This is a genomic window from Williamsia sp. R60, from assembly GCF_054063855.1.
The window spans coordinates 1040192-1057338 of the sequence record NZ_JBSSGR010000003.1; the positions used below are offsets into that span (position 1 = coordinate 1040192).

A 17147-nucleotide genomic window follows, 5' to 3' on the forward strand; every position below is an offset into this window, starting at 1 on the left:
GTTCACCGGGCCGCCGGCCGATGAAAGATCGCCAACTGTGCAGTCGCAGCGGCAATCCCGAGACCGGCAGCCACTGCGGCGGCCTTCTTCCCACTCAGTTCGCTGTCGAGGCCGAGTGCGCGATCGACACTCAACCTCCCGGGGCCGATGCCGGCCAACGCGATGGCTGCGACGGCGAGGTTGGCCACGTACTCCCAGCCTTCAGAGGTGATGAAGAACCCGTTCTGCGCGTGAACGGAGCGGGCGGCCACGGCCATTGTTCCGACAACTGCAGCCGCGGCAACGGGGGTCGCCGCACCCGCAACCAATGCCGCTCCGGCGCCGACTTCGACCGCTGCGCTCGCCTTTGCCTGCAGCTTCGGCTGCCGAAAGCCGATGGATTCGAACCAGCCGGCCGTTCCTTGGATGCTCCGCCCGTGTTTGACTCCGTGGGCGATCATGGTTCCACCGACGGCGGCGCGCAGCAATAGTTGCACCCCCGTGTGGTCTGTCCGCACGGAACGGTACAAGCGCACATCACGTTGTCTTTTCATCTTCATCCATTCATCGTTGGGTGTCGTGCGGCCGATATGGGGATCGTTCTGTCTCCCAACCCTAGTCGCTGATTGTACGGCCACAACGGCTGACTCCCGTATTTCTCGACGACTAGTGAACGCGTCAGAAACATTGTGTCCCATCGACTTAGGTGAGATCAGTCGGAACTACGATCATCCTCCGATGATCCCGATTGTCTACCCCCGCAACCGTTTCGGGCACCGAGTGGACCTGCGCGAACCGCCGATCGTCCACCTGGGCCTCGGTGATCGAAGGGTTAGCGTGCTCGAGTCAGTCCCGCGCACCGGACCCCACAGTTGAGGGGCGGACGAAGCGTTCAGTGTGAATCGGGTGCTGAGAAGACCGGTGAGCGCAGGTATCATGAATAAAGTCACCGGAAACACCGCTCGGCCATTGCCGAAGTCACCCATCACTGTGCACAACGTCCCCGGGAAGACCGGTTAGTGGACCGCGTTGAGTGAGGTGCGGATGAGGCTCCAGAGCCGGCGCCCAAAGGTTTCGACGTCTTCGTCGGGACCGTTGTCGTCCGCGAGCCACGACGCAAGCACCCCGACAGACCCGTAGGCCACATAGCGGGCAATGTCGTCCACCATCTTCGGGTCCGCGCTGTCGACCCGTTGCGCGATCTTCGGCAGCAACGCGTTCATCAGTGGTTGCAGTGGTGAGCCGCTGCTGTATCCGTCGACGCTGGCACTGGCGCGGACCAGTCGACGGTAGAGGACGCGATGAGCTGCGAACTCGGACAGGATGTTCAGCAACGTGGTCGGTGGTGTCACGGAGTCGAGATCGGCAGGCTCCGGTGAGATCACCGACTCGAGGTGGGCGGATAGGGCGTCGGAGTAAAGATCTCGAAGATCGGGGTAGTGCTGGTAGACGGTCGGGCGGCTGACGTCGGCGGCGCGCGCGAGTTCGCTGATCGAGACGTCCTTCGAGTCCTTGGTCTGCAGCAACTCGATCGCTGCCTTGCACAACCGTTGCCGGGTCTTGATGACCCTGCCGTCCTGTGTCATGCCGAGCCTCCTCGCCTCCGGATCGACAGCATACTTTACATTTGTAAGATCGATAAGTATCTTACAAATGTAAATTAAATCTGCCGAGTGATCGAGGTAGTCATGAGTGACACGGCGACAATTCAACGCCCCCAGGATTCGGGGGGCCCGCAACCGGCTGATGCCGGCAAGAAGGCGCAGAAGAAGAAGCTGCTCGGCGCACTGGTCTTCCCGCTTTTCATGATGTTACTGATGCCTCTGCTGTACAGCTGGGGTCTGCATTCACCTTCCCCGCATGACTTGAAGGTCACCGTGATCGGGACCACCAGCTCGATCTCGCAGACCGCAGCCGCTCTCGACACGCAGGCCGACGGCAAGTTCCGAGTCGATACCGTCGCTGACGACGCTGCCGCCCGCGAGCGGGTACTCGCTCTGGAGACGCGAGCAGCGTGGAACCCGGCGACCGGGACGTTGTATGTGGCGTCGGGCGGGAATGCGCTGGCAACGCAAGCAGCGGAGGGCTTCTTCGAGCAGGTGGCAGAGGCGCAGGACGCCAAGGTCACCGTGATCAATCTGCAGCCGCCAGGCGACGACGACGCGCTCGGCAACACCATGATGTTCGTTGCACTCGCCGCGATCCTGGGTGGTTTCCTGACGGCCACGATCTTGCGGCTCGCAGTGCCCGGCCTGAGCTTGCGGGTCGAGGCGATGATCCTCGCCGCCATGAGCGTGGTGTCGGCGACAATCCCGATGTTCATCGCCTACTCGGTGTACGGCGCCTTCCAAAGTGGCTTCATCAAGGCGTGGCTGCTGCTGTTCGCCGGCGCGTTCATCGTCGGAACCTTCCACCTCGCCGGGATGCGGTTGATCGGTCCCGCACAGATGATTCCGACGATCGTGCTGCTGATCATGCTGGGTATCCCGGCATCAGGTGCCGCGGTGGCACCGGAGATGGTGCCGGGATTCTTCGGCACCCTCAGCCGGATCCTGCCGACGCCGGCCTTGATGGAAGGCCTCAAACGAATCGTCTACTTCCCCGACGCCAGCCTCGGCGCGACCATATCGGCGCTAGGACTGTGGGGTCTGATCGCGCTGGCGATGCTGGGTCTCGCCGCACTCAAGCACTCGAACGAACCCGCTGTCGGCGAACGCCACGAACGGTGGTTCCGGCACTATTTCGGCGACAACCACACCGTGACCACCGAACAGATGACCCGCCGCAAGCAGCTCGCCGGTGGACTGTTGCTGCCGCTGTTCATGATGACCGTCTTACCGCTGTCGTTCATCGGCGCTTTCCATTCGCCGAGCCCCCATGACATGAAGGTTGATGTCATCGGCAGTACATCGGTGGTCGAACAGACCGTCGGGCAGCTCGAACAGGTGACCTCCGACAAGTTCGACTTCGGGCGGTCAACGGACCCGGCGCAGGCGATCGACAGAATCGAATCGCTGGAGATTCGCGGTGCCTACGACCCCCAGACAGCTACCCTCTACACCGCATCGGCAGGCGGACTGCAGGCCAGCGGTGTTGTGCAGCAGTACTTCTCGTCGGTCGCCGCAGCGAACGGCCAGGAACTCATCGTTGATGACGTCGAGGCGCCACCCACATCCGACCTGATCGCAACCGGCGTGCTCTACATCGCAATCGGCGCGATTCTGGGTGGATACCTCGCTGCCGCCGTTGCGATGACGGTCGGCGCCGGACTGCCGTTGCGCTGGAAAGTGGGGTCCGTGGTGGGTGTCTCCGCCATCGCCTCCCTCACCCAGGTATTGGTGAGCTATCAGTGGCTCGGGATATTGTCCGGCCACGAACCCCTGGCTGCACTGGTGCTCTTCCTGATCGCGGTGACGTGCGGGCTGGTCCACATAGGCGGCGCGATGATCATCGGCGATGCCATGGTCATGGTGAGTATCGCGGTGTTCTTGCTACTGGCGGTACCAGCCTCGGGGGTGGCGATCAGCACCGACATGTCTCCAGATTTCTACGGCTTCCTGCACCCGCTGTTACCGACATCGCAAGGCATCGATCTACTCAAACGGGTGGTCTACTTCCCGGACGCCGCCGTGGGAGGAGATCTGCTCACGATCTTCATCTGGCTGACGATCGGTGTGGCCGCGATCGGCGTCGGTCTGATCCTGCAGAAGAAGGGCAAGGGCCCCAAGCCCTCCCAGATGTCGATCTAATCGTGTGCCAGCACCTCTAGCAAGACGTCGCCGGCTTCTTGCGGCACCAGGTGTCCGACTCCGGGTAGTTCGATATATGTGGTTTCGGGTATGAGTCGCGTGAGGCGCATCCCGTTGCCGACGGGCATCAGTTTGTCGCGGTTTCCGTGGATGACGGTTGTGTGTGCTGTGATGCGTTTGAGGCGCGATGGACCGTTCCATGCGGCAATTGCCCTTGCCTGGTTGAGGATTCCGCTTCGCGGCGAAACCCGTTGCATGGCCTGGTCGGCGATTTCTGCGATCACCTCGGGGTGCGCGTCGGCGAACCCGTCACCAACTGACTGCCCCCAGGCGTCGATGAGGAACTCGCGCACGTCACTACCGGGTGGCGGTTGCCTCATCAGAACGAGAAGCCCGTCGAGGCCCGGCGCGATCTGGGCGGGCGTTGGCGGTCTGGTCGCGACCAGGATCAGTTCGTCGACGAACTCGCCATGACGGATGGCGAACTCCTGCGCGATCATGCCGCCCATCGAGATTCCCAGAACGGTCGCCTTGGTGATTCCGCACGCTCGCAACACATCTCGTGCGTCGTCGGCGAGATCGCCGAGCGTGAAGGGTGCCCGCGCTGAGCGTGACCACCCAGTTCCTCGGTTGTCGATTCGGATGACGCGATAGTTCTGCTCGAGCGTGCGCACCCACTCGTCGGGCCAGAGCAGGCCGCTGGCGGTGAACCCGTTGAGCAGAAGTAGCGCTGGTCCACTGCCACCCTCATGCCAGTTGACCAGAGGGCGTCGCGTCTTGCGGCGACCTTCAGGTCCTCCCAATTCGGTCTCGCGCATCTGTGCTGCTGCCGATACCTCGCGCTGGCGACGGCTCGCGGCAGGGGTCTTGTAGCCAACGAGTTTTGTACCCAAGTTCAGAGGGGCGGCAACCGTACTGCGAACGATTGCTTCGTTTCGGATCCCTAGCCCTGTCGCCCAAGCCAGCGGCCGGCTGGTGGAGAACGGGATCAACAACTGGCCCAGGCGCTGAGTGGCGGCCTCAGACAGCTGCGGCGTGAACGGTTTCATTAGGTCACTCCTGGGTCGATGTGAGTTAGTTGACGTCGCAAGACTTTGCCGGTTGCGTTACGCGGAAGCTCGTCCACGAACTCGAATACCCTCGGCACCTTGAACTTCGCCAAATGCTGTGCGATGTCCTTCTTCAGTTCGCGCACGTCGATATCGCTGCCGGGTCTGGTGACGATGACCGCTTTGAGGGCCTGCCCGAATTGGTCGTCGTCGATGCCGACGACAGCAACTTCGGCGATCCGCTCGTCGCGACTGAGGAAGTCCTCGACTTCAGAGGGATACACGTTCTCGCCGCCTGAGACGATCATGTCGTCGTCGCGGCCGACGATGAACAACTTGCCAGTAGCGTCGAAATAGCCCTTGTCCCCGGTGGACATCTGGCCGTTGATGATTTCTTTCCCGCCGCCGCCGGTGTATCCGTCGAAGCGGGCCGCGTTGGCGACGAAGATGCGACCGATGGCGCCGGCCGCGAGTGGTTTGCCCTGGTCGTCCGTGATGGACACGCGGACGCCGGGGGCCGGCCGTCCGGCGGTGGTGGGATCGCCTCTCAGATCTGCGGGGCCCGCGACGGTGGCAGTCGCGACCTCGGTGGAGCCGTACACGTTGTAGAGCACGGGCCCGAACCGGTCGAGGACTTCGGTGGCCAGCCGAGCCGGCAAAGCAGACCCGCTGGAGGCGATGATGTCCAGCGAGCTGGTGTCGACCGCGGCGAGCTGTGCTGGGGGCAGAGCGCAGATGCGTTGCAGCATCACCGGGACGACCACCAGTGCACGGGCCCGGCGACGCGACACCAGCGACAACGTCTGTGCGGCATCGAATTCCGGCGCGGTGACGATGGTGGTGGACAGGCCGAGGCCGATCAACAGATTGGCCAGGCCCCAGGCGTGGAAGAAAGGTGCCGACACCACGACAGTGTCGCGCAGCCGCAGTGGGATTGCGCCCAACAACGCCGCCACCCCGTCGACGCCGGAACCGCCCGAGGACCGGGTGGCGCCTTTGGGGCGCCCGGTGGTCCCGGACGTCAGGATGATCAAGTTGCTTTCGTGCCGGGGCCTGGAGAGATTGGCGCTGCGGTGGATGCTGCTCAGCAGCATGATCTCGGTGGCGTCAATGGTTTTGAGCCCTTCGACTCCCCTGAGAACACCTCCGAAGTCGTCGTCGTGGAGCACGGTGGTCAGTTGTTCATCATTGATCGCATCGGCCAGTTGTCCGGGCCCCATCGCGGTGTTCAGCAGGACGATGTCGGCGCCCAATTTGGCAGAACCGAGGAGCGCGTAGACAAAGGCCGGCGTGTTGCGGCACAACACTCCCACCCGACTCTTGGGACCGACTCCGGCGCGGGCAAGACCGCGTGCCAAGGCATTCGTGTCTTGCCACAGGTCACGATAGGTGACTCGATGGCCGGGTGAAGAGATCGCAGTGACGTCCGGATACCGTGCCGCCGAAGCTGCCACAGCGCCGAGCATCCCGTTGCCGTGGGCCAGCGCAGCGCGCATCGCCCGCCCAATACGATCTGGTCGCTCCCACACCGAGGTGTTGGCTTTCATCAGAATGAGCGACGTACGAGCGTCCATCATCGGGTGGTGCCCTCGTCGCCGACGCCCAGCATGGTTGCCGACGACCACGCCTCGATCACTGGGTGGGCGAGGATCAGGATGTCGTGGAGTTGATCATTCTCGTCACGTGCCTGATCGGTGAGCAGTGCTTCACCGACGAACCCGAGCTCATTGAACAGATTGATGACCCCGGATTGATCGGCGAGAACTTCCGTTGTCAGCTTCGCCAAACCCGAGTCGACTGCTGATTCAAGGCCGCGGCGCGCGAGGGCGGCGCCGATACCCTTTCCGCGCCACTCCGGGGCGACGACGAGACGGATCTCCCCTACATGCGCCGACCATCCCAGCCCCGGTATCACTGCCAGCAGGCCCGCAACCTCCTGGCCGACGTGGGCGACCAGCACGAGGCAACCGCGGCGGCTGCGCCAGCTGTCGATGACGTCAGGATTTCCGAGGTCCTCCTTGAGAAACAGGTACTCTCCGCGCGGTACGCGCGCCAAGAAGACGTTCACCGCAGGACCATCCTCTGCGGTCATTTCCGCGACCACGGGCGGGATAGATACGACAACCATTCGAATGTCCCTCTCGTTCAGTTCTTTGCGATCAGCCAGGAAATGATCGCCGGCACACACTTGGTGCGGGCTTGACGTCCTACGAACAGCCCGGCGTGCCCTGCCGGCAGGATGAGCTGTTCCAGGTCGGCATTGACCAAGAGATCGGCTAGGGGGGAGGTGGCCTCGGGCGGGACCAGATTGTCCCTCTCACCGACGACGCTCAGGACTGGGCAGTCGATGTCCGCCAGGTCGACCGAGCGCAAACCGACTGGAAATCTACCCGTGAGGAGTAGACCCTGGCGGATGAAGATGTTCACGACCTCTTCAAATATGTTGCCAGGGAGGGGAATATGGTCGTTTGACCATCCGATCAACGCATTGTGGGCGGCCAGGGATTCGTCGCTGGCCAGGCTTTGCCACAGGCCCGAGTACGTCGTCAGCGGTGCGGTCGGCTGAATGAGTCGGAAGATTGCGCGGACCGCACCTGCCGGGACGTTGCCCGTCTCGTCCAACAGATTCTCGGGTTCGAGCCGACCTTGCTCCAACAGGGACGACAGCGGGCCCATTTTGCCGAGATCGATCGGAGTCGCCAGCAACACGAGGCTTCGAAGCGGAAGATCAGCATTGCCGGCCGCGGAGATCAACGCGAGCAGGGCGCCTAGGCAGTAACCCAGCACGCTCACATCAGCAGTACCCGACTCCGTCCGGGCTGCCTTCAAGGCCAGCGGAATGTACTCGTCGCAGTAGAGGGCCAAACCGTTGTGTGCATCTACTGGTTGCGGCACCCCCCAGTCAAGGAGGTACACGTCGAATCCCTGGTTCAGCAAGTCCGCGGCGAGACTGCTGCCTGGGCGAAGATCGAGGACGTATGGCTTTGTTATCAGGCTGTGAATCAACACCAGTGGTGTTGCGCGAGTTCGTTGTTCCGAATCATAACGATAGAGACGCACCGAATCCCGCTGCCAAACAAGGCTCCGCGGACTGACGGCGGTCTCACCTCCGCCAAAGCCGCCGATGTGCTTGAGCCCGTTACGTGCACGAATCTGTGCACGCTCCATCTCAGTTGTTATCTTGGCGAGCACGTTCGACGGAACGAGGGAGACCATCGCGCACCTCCTCGGTGTCATCCGTGCGAGCATCATCGAGCTCTTTGCCCAGTTTGCGTACCCGATGCTCGACCGCGGCAAGCTGAATGAGCAACCGGTTCTGGTCGGTCGCCGTGGGCAGATTGAGCCCGTGCAAGATGTGCCGCGAGAGGCGCTCTATTCGACGCTCCACGCCTCGGCGACCGCGACTGACGACCGTCATCCCGACCGCAAACGCCTCGTGCGTAGTGACACCTTCGAGTAACGGGCCGGCTTTGCTGTCCACGGCTTGAATGCCACGAAGCCACCAGGGTTTTGAGTTGCTCATCGGGGTGTCGAATCCGGGTCGTCGAAGTGGTTGATAGGTGGCGCTGTGACACAGCCGCGAACCGTGGCTGTCACAGGTTCTGAGCCGTCAAATATTGGTGAATGCGCTCGGTGACCACGGCCCAGCCGTGATCTTCCATCGTGGCCGCGAAGATTCGGGGCTACCGCGCGATAGCTCTCGTTGACGAAGAAGTCGAGAAAGTGCTCGTCGCAACGCCGTGCCGAGTGGCTTCCACTGTGGACGAAGAGTAGTGGTGTGTGCCTTGGCTGCGCCGGTGCACCTTTGTCTATGACGTCGATCATGGTCTCCCTGCCCTGCTGCACCTACTCGGGTGGGAGCAGCATATTGCATTGGATCTCTAATCCGTTAAATGAGATAGAGGATAATACTGTTTTATTGTTCGACCCACGGCGGAATTGTGACCCTGAATCCAAAATCGTTGACAGCTTGATTACCGCTCGGACAGTGGAAGGAAACCGGTTGCAACGGGCCCATCTTGTGTGACCAAGATCAATCTACTTGCATCTTTGCCCTCTTCAACTGCAGCGTCAGGGGGGAGACGGCCTGCCCCAGCGTATCCGCTGTAGGCGTTAGTTGCATCATGTCCGGTTCAAAATGTGATCTGGGTCTCGACAGACGTTCGGGATCAGCCTAGGCTTCTGGGTAATTGATGACCCTCAATCATGGGAGCTGCAGTGACTGGTGTCTGGAAGAGAAGCGGTGGCGCCATCGCCCTCGGGCTGGTCGCGGTGCTCGCGGCGGCCTGCGGGGACGACGGCGGTTCGTCCGGCAGCTCGTCTTCGTCTGTCGACGTTTCGGTTCTGGGGGAAGCCAACCCCGCGACCGGCAGCCCGGTAAAGGTCGGCGTGTTCAGCGTGGAGGGCGGGTCGTCGGTGAGTGTGCCCGAGGTCGGTGACGCGTCTGTGGCCGTCGTCGACTATGCCAACGAGTATCTCGGCGGTCTCGGCGGTCGCAAGATCGAGGTCGTGCGTTGTGGTGACAAAGCAGATGGCGCATCGTCTGCGGCCTGTGCCAACCAGTTCGTCCGAGAAGGCGTCGTCGCGGTTGTCTCAGGTTTGTCGGCTACGGCGGACCAGGCGGTTCCGGTGATTCAGGGCGCGGGCATTCCGTGGATTTCGATGTCGGCGTCGGCGCCGACTGAGCTTGCCGACGACAATGCGTTCTTCTTCGCCCCCGGAGCGCTCGGGACGCTGGCCGGTCAGGCGGTGTACAGCGCGGAGCAGGGCTGGAAGACCGTGACCGTCATCGGCACTGAGAATCCCCAGGTGGTTTCGGCGGTGAACAGTCTCGGTAAGAAGCTGTTCGAGGATCAGGGCGTCAAGCTCAACCTCGTGACCGTGCCGAGCGGTACGCCGGATGCGTCCTCGCAGGTTGCTGCCGCACTTCAGACCGACCCGGATGCCCTCGCCATCTTCGGTGAGGCGACGCTGTGCCAGACGATCTTGAGTGCTGCCTCGACTGTGGGAGCGAGCGTGCCGAAGATGTTGCTTTCGACCTGTGTCACCGATGAGGTCAAAAACGCCGTGGGCGAATCGGCTATCGACGGCGCCGTCGTGTTCTCGCACTACGTCGCCACCGGTGACAACGAGGAAGCGAAGCTCTACCAGGCGGTCATGAAACAGTATGCTCCGGACACTTCGACGGCGGGCCTGACCCCTAGTGGATATAGCGCCATGCTCGGTTTCGTCCGTGGGGTCAATGCCGGTGGACTCGAGGCCGGTGATGTCACGCCGGCGACGATCTCGCAGGCGCTGCGGGGTGCGGTAGACGTACCGCTGCCGATCGGACTGGGGGAGACCTTCTCCTGCGACAAGACGCAGTTTCCCCTCCCGGGGGTCAAGGGCACGTTCTGCACGTCTTCGGAGTTCGCCTCAACGTATTCGACGGAGGGCCCGGGCTCGCCGCGGGTGGTCGACGCGGCTGCAGCCCTCTCCAGCTAACACGCATGAAATGCGCTGCGGCGGTATCAGCTACCTGCTCCACCCATGACGACAGGACCACGGCGTGACACCTCCTCCTTTTGCCGTCCGAGCGCTTGGACTGGTTGTAAACCTCATATCCCTTGAAAAGATGACCCCCGACGACGTCATCAAGCGCCAGAAGCCCATGTCGCGCAACGCATTGACCCGTTGGGTGTACGGCGCGGCAGACCCCACGGTCACCATGGAAACGGGCGCGGTCGATCGGACGTCGCATTCGATATCGTTGAGGGTTTACCGGCCTCGAGGAAAGCAAACCACCCGTCCCCGTCCGGTCATCGTCTACTTTCATGGAGGCGGATGGGCATTGGGCAACCTCGACTCCGGTACATGGTTGTGCAGCAGGGTCGCCGCGGCGACCGACGCGGTCGTCGTGGCAGTCGATTACCGGTTGGCTCCGCAACACCCGTGGCCAGCCGGTCCGGAGGATTGTTATGCGGCCGTGATGGACATCGCGAACCGAGCTGCCGAGTTTGGAATCGACCCGACACGGCTGGCAGTCATGGGAGACAGCGCGGGCGGCAACCTCGCGGCCGCCGTGTGCCTGATGTCGCGGGACCGCTCCGGGCCTGCAATCGTTCATCAAACACTGCTCTACCCGGCAACCGACTTGCGGTGGCAGAGCGCTTCAGCTGACCTGAATGCCAATGCCCCGGTCCTCGGCAAGTCGGATTTGTTCGCGTTCCGCAACTGGTATGCGCCGCGCGAGGAAACGTGGACGGATCCCTACTTATCCCCACTTCTAGCCGACCGTCACGTCGGCTTGCCGCCCGCCCTGATACAGGTCGCAGATAACGACCCCCTCCGCGACGACGGGGCCAACTACGCGGCGAAGTTGCGCGACGCCCACGTCCCGGTGCGATTCACCGAGTACGTGGCGTCGCCGCATGGCTATTTCGGCTTCCCCAATATCTGTCGGGCCGCGCCCCAAGCCTTGGCCGAGATCTGCGCCGAACAACGCGCGGCCCTGTACTGATACTTGTGTCATGGCGTTGCTGCACAATAGCTTACGTCAATACACGTCGCGTGATGCGGCTACTGCGGCGTCGCCATTGAGTTGAGGAACCCCGTACGTGCGTTCTCCTCATCACGCAACACGGATACGCCTAGAAGTACTGAGCCCCACCGTCGACCGAGAGATGCTCGGCGGTGATGAAGCTCGACTCTTCCGATGCCAAGAACGCTACGGCGTCGGCGATTTGGTCGGTCGTAGCGGCGTATTGGTTGAGAAAGGGTGTGCCCATGCCGGCCAGTCGTGGGTTGGCCTCGTTCGTCTCTGCGATTCGCGCTTGCATGTCGCCCGAGCCCATGGGGGTGTTGACGGATCCGGGATGCACGCTGTTGACTCGGATGTTGTGGGCACCGAGCTCGGCGGCGAATGCACGGGTCATGCCGGTGACGGCATGTTTGCTGGTGGTGTAGTGAATCATAAACGGCTGCATCTTTTTACCAGCGTAGGAACTGATCAGGATGATCGAGCCTCCGCCGCGCTCCACCAGGTGAGGCGCCGTGGCCATGATGGTGTTCCAAACGCCCGTCACGTTGATGTCCATGTGATCGCGGAAGATCTCGGGTGTGGCCTCGTCCCATGTCGCCGGAATGCAGATACCGGCGTTCGCCACCACTACGTCGAGGCCACCGAATTGAGCCACCGCGTCATCGGCGAGCGACTTCAGCCCGTCGAGGTCGCGTACGTCACCCTGCCGTAACAAGGCTTTACGGCCCTGCGCCTCGATGAGGGCTGCGGTCTCAGCAAGGTCGGCAGGTGTTGGTGAGTCGTAGGGCACTCCAGGCAGAGGGCCTGCCAGGTCGACGCCGACGATGTCAGCACCTTCGCGTGCCAGACGCACCGCGTGCGCACGGCCCTGCCCGCGTGCGACGCCGGTGATGAATGCGACTTTGTTTGTGAGTTTGGTCATTTTTCGAATGCCTTTCTGCGGCTGCGTAAATGGAGGACGCTGACATGGCTCATGAGGTGGTTTCGCCGAATCGTTTCTCGAAGCCTTCGGGGATGATGATGTCGTCGCGGGTGAGGTCGTGAATGCTGCGGCGTCCCAGTCCCATCAGGGCCGAGTCGATTCCGCCGCGCATGATGTCGAGGACGTTCTCGACGCCGGTCTGGCCGTTGGCGGCCAGGCCCCAGAGATAGGCGCGGCCGATCATCACCGCATCGGCACCGAGGGCGAGGGCCTTGACGACGTCGCTGCCGCGCCGTACCCCGCCGTCGAGGAGCACCTCGATGTCCTTGCCGACGGCGTCGGCGATCGGTCCGAGCATGCGGATGGTCGCCGGGGTGCCGTCGAGGTTGTTGCCACCGTGGTTGGAGACCGAGATGGCGGTGGCCCCGATGTCCACGGCGCGTTTGGCGTCATCGATGCGGGTGATCCCCTTGACCATGAACGGCCCGCCCCACTGTTCGCGCAGCCACTGCAGGTCTTCCCACCGCGGCGGCGCGGTCTGCATCCACTGCCCGTATGCGCCGAAGAAGGTCGGTGCCTGCTGGGCCTTGTCCACCACGTTCGGGGCGGTGAGGTCGGGGATGATGGGCTTGCCCTTGTTGAACCAGTCCCAGGCGTAACGCGGTCGCATCGCGATCTCGGGAGCCAGTTTCAGCAGGGCCTTGAGGTCGACCTTCTCCGGGATCTCGGGGCTTCCCCAGTCACGTCCCATCGAGAACGACCAGTCGGTGGTGACGATGAGACCTTTCGCGCCGGCCTCGCGGGCCCGTTCGGCGCGCTTGAGGATGTCCTCGCGAGAGTTGAGCCAGTAGGCCTGGAAGAAGATCTTGTCGTTGACTGCGGTGACTTCTTCGATCGGTTTGGAGGCGAAACTCGACAGACCCATGGCGGTACCGCGGGCGGCGGCTGCGCGCGCGACGGCGACCTCGCCTTCCTTGTCGACAGCTTGCACACCGGTCGGCGAGATCATCACGGGAAATGAGATGTCTTGACCCATCACGGTTGTCGACAATTCCCGCTCGGCATGCGCGCCGACGACGTGGGGCGCGAACCCGAGTTCGGCAAACGCATCCACGTTGTCGTTGACCGTGATGCCCTTCTCGCTGCCGGCGATCAGTGACGAATACACCGACTTGGGAAGTCGCTTCTTCGCTCGCCGCTGGGCTTCGGCGACACTCTCGAACCAGGGATTGACCATGGGGTGTTGATTCCTTTGCTCACCGGCGACATTGCCGGGGTTCTTCGATTGTCGAGCGTCTCGAGATCGATCGAGGCTCTCGCGAAGGGCAGTCCCAGTTCGAGCGCTCACCCCAGGAGCATGAGGGGCTGCGGGCGACCTAGGCCATCGTTGGGCGCTATTAGGTATTTCATATAACTATAATGGCACTCAGTGCATAAACGCCAGGGCCATCTGAAGGCGCTGTAGCCGGCCCGGAAGAAGTCGACGAAATGTGATGCTGTGGCTGAATGGCCGACCATCTCGATGGTGCCGGAAAAGTCCACCGGGATACATGATTCGGCGAGTGTCGGTCAGTGCAATCCACAACTGTCAGTCAGTGACCGATCAGAACTTTCAACAGCACGATTACCGCCGCGACCGCAGCAGTGGTCAGCCCGCCGAGAAACACCCGGAACGAGGGCGGGGAGCCGCGGAGACGTTCGGTCGCCGTGCGGACCATCGCGATACGCACCACGACGACCGCTCCCGCCCCCAGCTGGGCCCACCAGGCGGGCAGAACGTCAAGCCAGGCGAGCGCCAAGATCAGTGCAGGGAACGCGCCTGACGACGCGATGGGGATGGCGTCCCGGATCTCTGCGCGCGCGAAGGACCCGCGTTCGGACTCGCTGACATGTGGATGAGCCTCTGGGATGTTCGAGGTGGCTACGAACTGCGCGAACACGTGGGCCAGCAGCGTCGTCACCGTGGTGCCGACGACGAACAGAGCCGCGGCGCCGGTCTCGATGGTGTGCTGTCCGGCAGCGACGACCGCGGCCAGGGTGAGTACGTTGCCGTACACGTACGCAGACAGGCGGGCCGATGCTCGCGCGGCCGTCAAGGGTCCGGCGTTGCGGCGAACCAGGCGTTGATGGAGACCGCTGGGTGACCATGGGGAGGTGCTGCCGCTGCTCATGGCAGGCATTGTCGCAGACCAGGAAAGGGTAGATCCGTTCGGTGACCCCTGCTATCGGTCCGTCCACACTCGTACTGCTGAGCAGCGGGTACGCAGTTCAAGTCCGGCTGCCGAATTCCTTCGGGCCGCGAAATTACGTCCTGCATCGTCTCTTTCGCGACCCGTGGGCCGGCATTGTGTATCAGACGGCACCACAAGAGTGGTAGTCCTTGAACGTGGCAACTAGAGGTGACGTGCGGGCATCCGCACGGCGTTGGGCGAGGAGCGGCATGGCCCACCTGACTGGTGACTCCTTTACGCCGGACTTTTCGAGAGCGCCGATCCTCGCGCGGGTCGATCAGGTCGCTGCTTTATTCGACGCGGATGTCCACGAACTGTTGACGGGTCGGGCGGCACTGATGGGTACTTCGCGCGCCGGGCAGCAGGCTGTCGGCGGGGGTTCCCGCCTGCTGCGGTGCCTCGACGAGTGGGTGGCGATCACGCTGTCTCGGGGAGTTGACACCGACTCGCTGGATGCGCTCCTCGAAAGCGACGAACCGATCGGCGACCCATGGTTGAGGCTGGAGAGATCGCTGGCCGCCATGCATGCCGGCGACATCGTCGAACGAGCTCAGCTGCTGGGGATTCCGGCCTCGGTCCTGGGATCGGTTACGTCAGGTTCCACCGAGGTCAGCAAACCGTGGCCGTCTCGCGGACCGCGTGACATGTCGGAGCTTGTGGTGGTCGACTTGTCTGCGATGTGGGCGGGTCCACTGTGCGGGCAGCTCCTGCAGTCTCTCGGGGCCACAGTGATCAAGGTCGAGAGTCCGCACCGGCCTGACGGGGCCAGGGCCGGCCATCCCGACTTCTTTGCGTGGATGAACGGGCGCAAGCTGTTCTACTCGTCGGAAATCGATCACCGCGCCGCCGGGCTCGCTGGTCTTCTCGATGTGGCGGACGTGGTGATCGAGGCCTCCCGCCCGCGAGCGCTGGAACAGGCCGGTCTTGCCGCACACACGAGAGCCCCGCGGGCAGGGCGTGCTTGGGTACGCATCACCGGTTACGGGAGTGCAACTGATGTGAGCAACCGCGTGGCGTTCGGTGATGACGCCGCCGTAGCCGGCGGGTTGGTCGGGCAAGGTGCTCGGGGCCCGGTGTTCTGTGGGGACGCAATCGCCGATCCACTGACCGGGCTCGAAGCCGCACATGCAGTAGTTGCCTCGCTCGGTCGTGGTGGTGGTGAACTGATCGACGTCGCGATGGCAGGAGTGGCAGCCGAGTACGCGAAGGTGCCGGTGTTGGACGATGTCGACCCCTTGGGCGACGGCGAGATCCAAATCGCGGCACCACGGGCTCCGCGGTTTCCTGAACCGGTGTTCGAGAGCGTTGACGACAAATGGGTCATCGACCTCGTTGAGAAACGCCGCGGTCCGGGATGTTGATCAGAGACGCGCGACAAATCACCGGTGAGCCGATCGCGGTGAGTATTGCTGATGGTCGGTTGGCCGAGGTTGGCACCGAACTTGCGGCGGTGGGTGATGAAGAAGTCCTCGATGCACGCGGAGGCACGCTTCTTCCCGGACTTCACGACCACCATCTGCACCTGCGCGCGACGATCGCAGCATTTCAGTCAGTGAAAGTCGGTCCGCCGCATGTCAAGACAGCGAGACAGTTGAAAGCGGTGCTCGATCAGAGTGCACCGCGCGCGGACGGCTGGATCCGTGCGGTCGGCTATCACGACAGTGTCGCCGGCGAGTTGGACCGAAATCGACTCGATGAGTTGTTCAACCACGCCCCGTTGAGGATCCAACACCGCAGCGGCGCCTTGTGGATGGTGAACACCCTGGGCCTGGTCGCACTGAACCAGCCGGACCACCCCACCGGCCGCTTCTTTCGGCAAGACGCACAGTTCGCGTCGATCACAGCCGGCGAACCTATGGACTTTGCGCCGCTCAGTACCCGGCTGGCTGCATTCGGCGTCACCGGGTTCACCGAGGCGACACCTGATCTCGGTCCCCACGATCTTGCCGCACTCGAGCACGCCATCGATGAAGGCCAGTTGCGGCAGCGAGTTGTCGTACTGTCCCGGCCTGGCGGACAACATTATTCACATATCGAGATCGGTCCGGTCAAACGTATCCTCGATGACAGTTCGTTGGACCTCGACGAATTGACTCTCTGGATCGCACAGGTGCATGCGGACAACACTTCGGTCGCGATGCATTGTGTGACCGTTGTGCAGCTTGTTGTCGCCGTTGCCGCTCTCCGGGGAGCAGGTGTCCGATGCGGCGATCGAATCGAGCATGCAGCCATGGTGCCCGAGGAGATGTTGTCGGATCTGAGGGAGCTCGGGGTCACCGTGGTGACCCAACCCAACTTCGTGGCCGAGCGGGGCGATCAATACCTCGTCGATGTGCCAGCGCCGGAGCGGCACATGTTGTGGCGGGTGGCGAGTCTGCGACGAGCAGGGGTGCCAGTGGCCGGGAGTACCGACGCACCGTTCGGTGAGTTCGACCCCTGGGCAGCGATGCGGGCAGCAAGAGACCGGGTGACAGTTTCGGGTGCGGTGCTGTCCGGAGATGAGAGAGTCGATGCAACAACGGCTTTGAACCTGTTCACCGGTGATCCGCATTCCCCGGCACGCCCCCGGAAGCTAGCGAAGGGAGCCCGGGCGGACCTGTGCCTGATGTCTGCAGGACCCGAAGACGTCCTTGCCGAGCTGTCGGCCGACATCGTCGCGACGACAATTGTTGGCGGCCGGATCATCTGGCCGTAGGA

At 62.9% G+C, this 17147-nt stretch carries 15 protein-coding genes; 5 read left to right on the forward strand and 10 right to left on the reverse strand.

What is annotated here, in order from left to right; all coding sequences use genetic code 11:
- Positions 1-2: 2 nt before the first annotated feature.
- Both ACVWY6_RS18300 and ACVWY6_RS18305 read right to left on the reverse strand, forming a co-directional pair.
- Complete coding sequence (locus tag ACVWY6_RS18300) at positions 3-533, reverse strand: DoxX family protein (protein ID WP_457540208.1); 531 nt, start codon at positions 531-533, stop codon at positions 3-5.
- 462 nt (positions 534-995) lie between these two features.
- Positions 996-1565, reverse strand: coding sequence for a TetR/AcrR family transcriptional regulator (locus tag ACVWY6_RS18305; RefSeq protein WP_457539952.1), 570 nt, complete (start codon positions 1563-1565; stop codon positions 996-998).
- Positions 1566-1667: 102 nt separating this feature from the next.
- On the opposite strand from ACVWY6_RS18305, the gene ACVWY6_RS18310 reads away from it, so the two are divergent.
- A complete protein-coding gene (locus ACVWY6_RS18310; protein ID WP_457539953.1) occupies positions 1668-3728 on the forward strand; it encodes a hypothetical protein in 2061 nt (686 codons plus the stop codon).
- On the opposite strand, the gene ACVWY6_RS18315 is transcribed toward ACVWY6_RS18310, so the two are convergent.
- The 5 genes from ACVWY6_RS18315 to ACVWY6_RS18335 are packed head-to-tail and all read right to left on the reverse strand — an operon-like array spanning position 3725 to position 8300.
- A complete protein-coding gene (locus tag ACVWY6_RS18315) occupies positions 3725-4777 on the reverse strand; it encodes an alpha/beta fold hydrolase (RefSeq protein ID WP_457539955.1) in 1053 nt (350 codons plus the stop codon). The genes ACVWY6_RS18310 and ACVWY6_RS18315 overlap by 4 nt on opposite strands.
- Positions 4777-6324 carry an AMP-binding protein gene (locus tag ACVWY6_RS18320; RefSeq protein ID WP_457539957.1) on the reverse strand — a complete coding sequence of 516 codons (1548 nt, stop codon included), beginning with the start codon at positions 6322-6324 and terminating at the stop codon, positions 4777-4779. Before ACVWY6_RS18320 ends, ACVWY6_RS18315 begins: the two co-directional genes overlap by 1 nt.
- A 26-nt stretch (positions 6325-6350) precedes the next feature.
- Complete coding sequence (locus ACVWY6_RS18325) at positions 6351-6905, reverse strand: N-acetyltransferase family protein (RefSeq protein WP_457539959.1); 555 nt, start codon at positions 6903-6905, stop codon at positions 6351-6353.
- Between the two features lie 17 nt (positions 6906-6922).
- Positions 6923-7993: an alpha/beta fold hydrolase gene (locus ACVWY6_RS18330; protein ID WP_457539961.1), complete on the reverse strand. Its 1071-nt coding sequence runs from the start codon at positions 7991-7993 to the stop codon at positions 6923-6925.
- Positions 7947-8300, reverse strand: coding sequence for a hypothetical protein (locus ACVWY6_RS18335; protein ID WP_457539963.1), 354 nt, complete (start codon positions 8298-8300; stop codon positions 7947-7949). Before ACVWY6_RS18335 ends, ACVWY6_RS18330 begins: the two co-directional genes overlap by 47 nt.
- A gap of 695 nt (positions 8301-8995) precedes the next feature.
- Between ACVWY6_RS18335 and ACVWY6_RS18340 the strand changes: the two genes are divergently transcribed.
- Positions 8996-10261, forward strand: coding sequence for an ABC transporter substrate-binding protein (locus ACVWY6_RS18340; RefSeq protein ID WP_457539965.1), 1266 nt, complete (start codon positions 8996-8998; stop codon positions 10259-10261).
- A gap of 130 nt (positions 10262-10391) precedes the next feature.
- Positions 10392-11276, forward strand: coding sequence for an alpha/beta hydrolase (locus ACVWY6_RS18345; protein WP_457539966.1), 885 nt, complete (start codon positions 10392-10394; stop codon positions 11274-11276).
- 130 nt (positions 11277-11406) lie between these two features.
- Here the strand turns inward: ACVWY6_RS18345 and ACVWY6_RS18350 are convergent, their stop codons facing one another.
- From ACVWY6_RS18350 to ACVWY6_RS18360, 3 genes are all read right to left on the reverse strand, one after another.
- Positions 11407-12219, reverse strand: coding sequence for a mycofactocin-coupled SDR family oxidoreductase (locus tag ACVWY6_RS18350; protein ID WP_457539968.1), 813 nt, complete (start codon positions 12217-12219; stop codon positions 11407-11409).
- A gap of 49 nt (positions 12220-12268) precedes the next feature.
- Complete coding sequence (gene mftD / locus ACVWY6_RS18355) at positions 12269-13456, reverse strand: pre-mycofactocin synthase MftD (protein ID WP_457539970.1); 1188 nt, start codon at positions 13454-13456, stop codon at positions 12269-12271.
- Positions 13457-13811: 355 nt separating this feature from the next.
- Positions 13812-14390 carry a hypothetical protein gene (locus ACVWY6_RS18360; RefSeq protein WP_457539972.1) on the reverse strand — a complete coding sequence of 193 codons (579 nt, stop codon included), beginning with the start codon at positions 14388-14390 and terminating at the stop codon, positions 13812-13814.
- 398 nt (positions 14391-14788) lie between these two features.
- Here ACVWY6_RS18360 and ACVWY6_RS18365 point away from each other — a divergent pair, with 398 nt between their 5' ends.
- The gene (locus ACVWY6_RS18365) at positions 14789-15811 is read left to right on the forward strand and encodes a CoA transferase (RefSeq protein WP_457539973.1); all 1023 of its coding nucleotides are present in this window, start codon (positions 14789-14791) and stop codon (positions 15809-15811) included.
- Positions 15805-17145 carry an amidohydrolase family protein gene (locus tag ACVWY6_RS18370; RefSeq protein ID WP_457539975.1) on the forward strand — a complete coding sequence of 447 codons (1341 nt, stop codon included), beginning with the start codon at positions 15805-15807 and terminating at the stop codon, positions 17143-17145. Before ACVWY6_RS18365 ends, ACVWY6_RS18370 begins: the two co-directional genes overlap by 7 nt.
- The last annotated feature ends 2 nt before the right edge of the window (positions 17146-17147 follow it).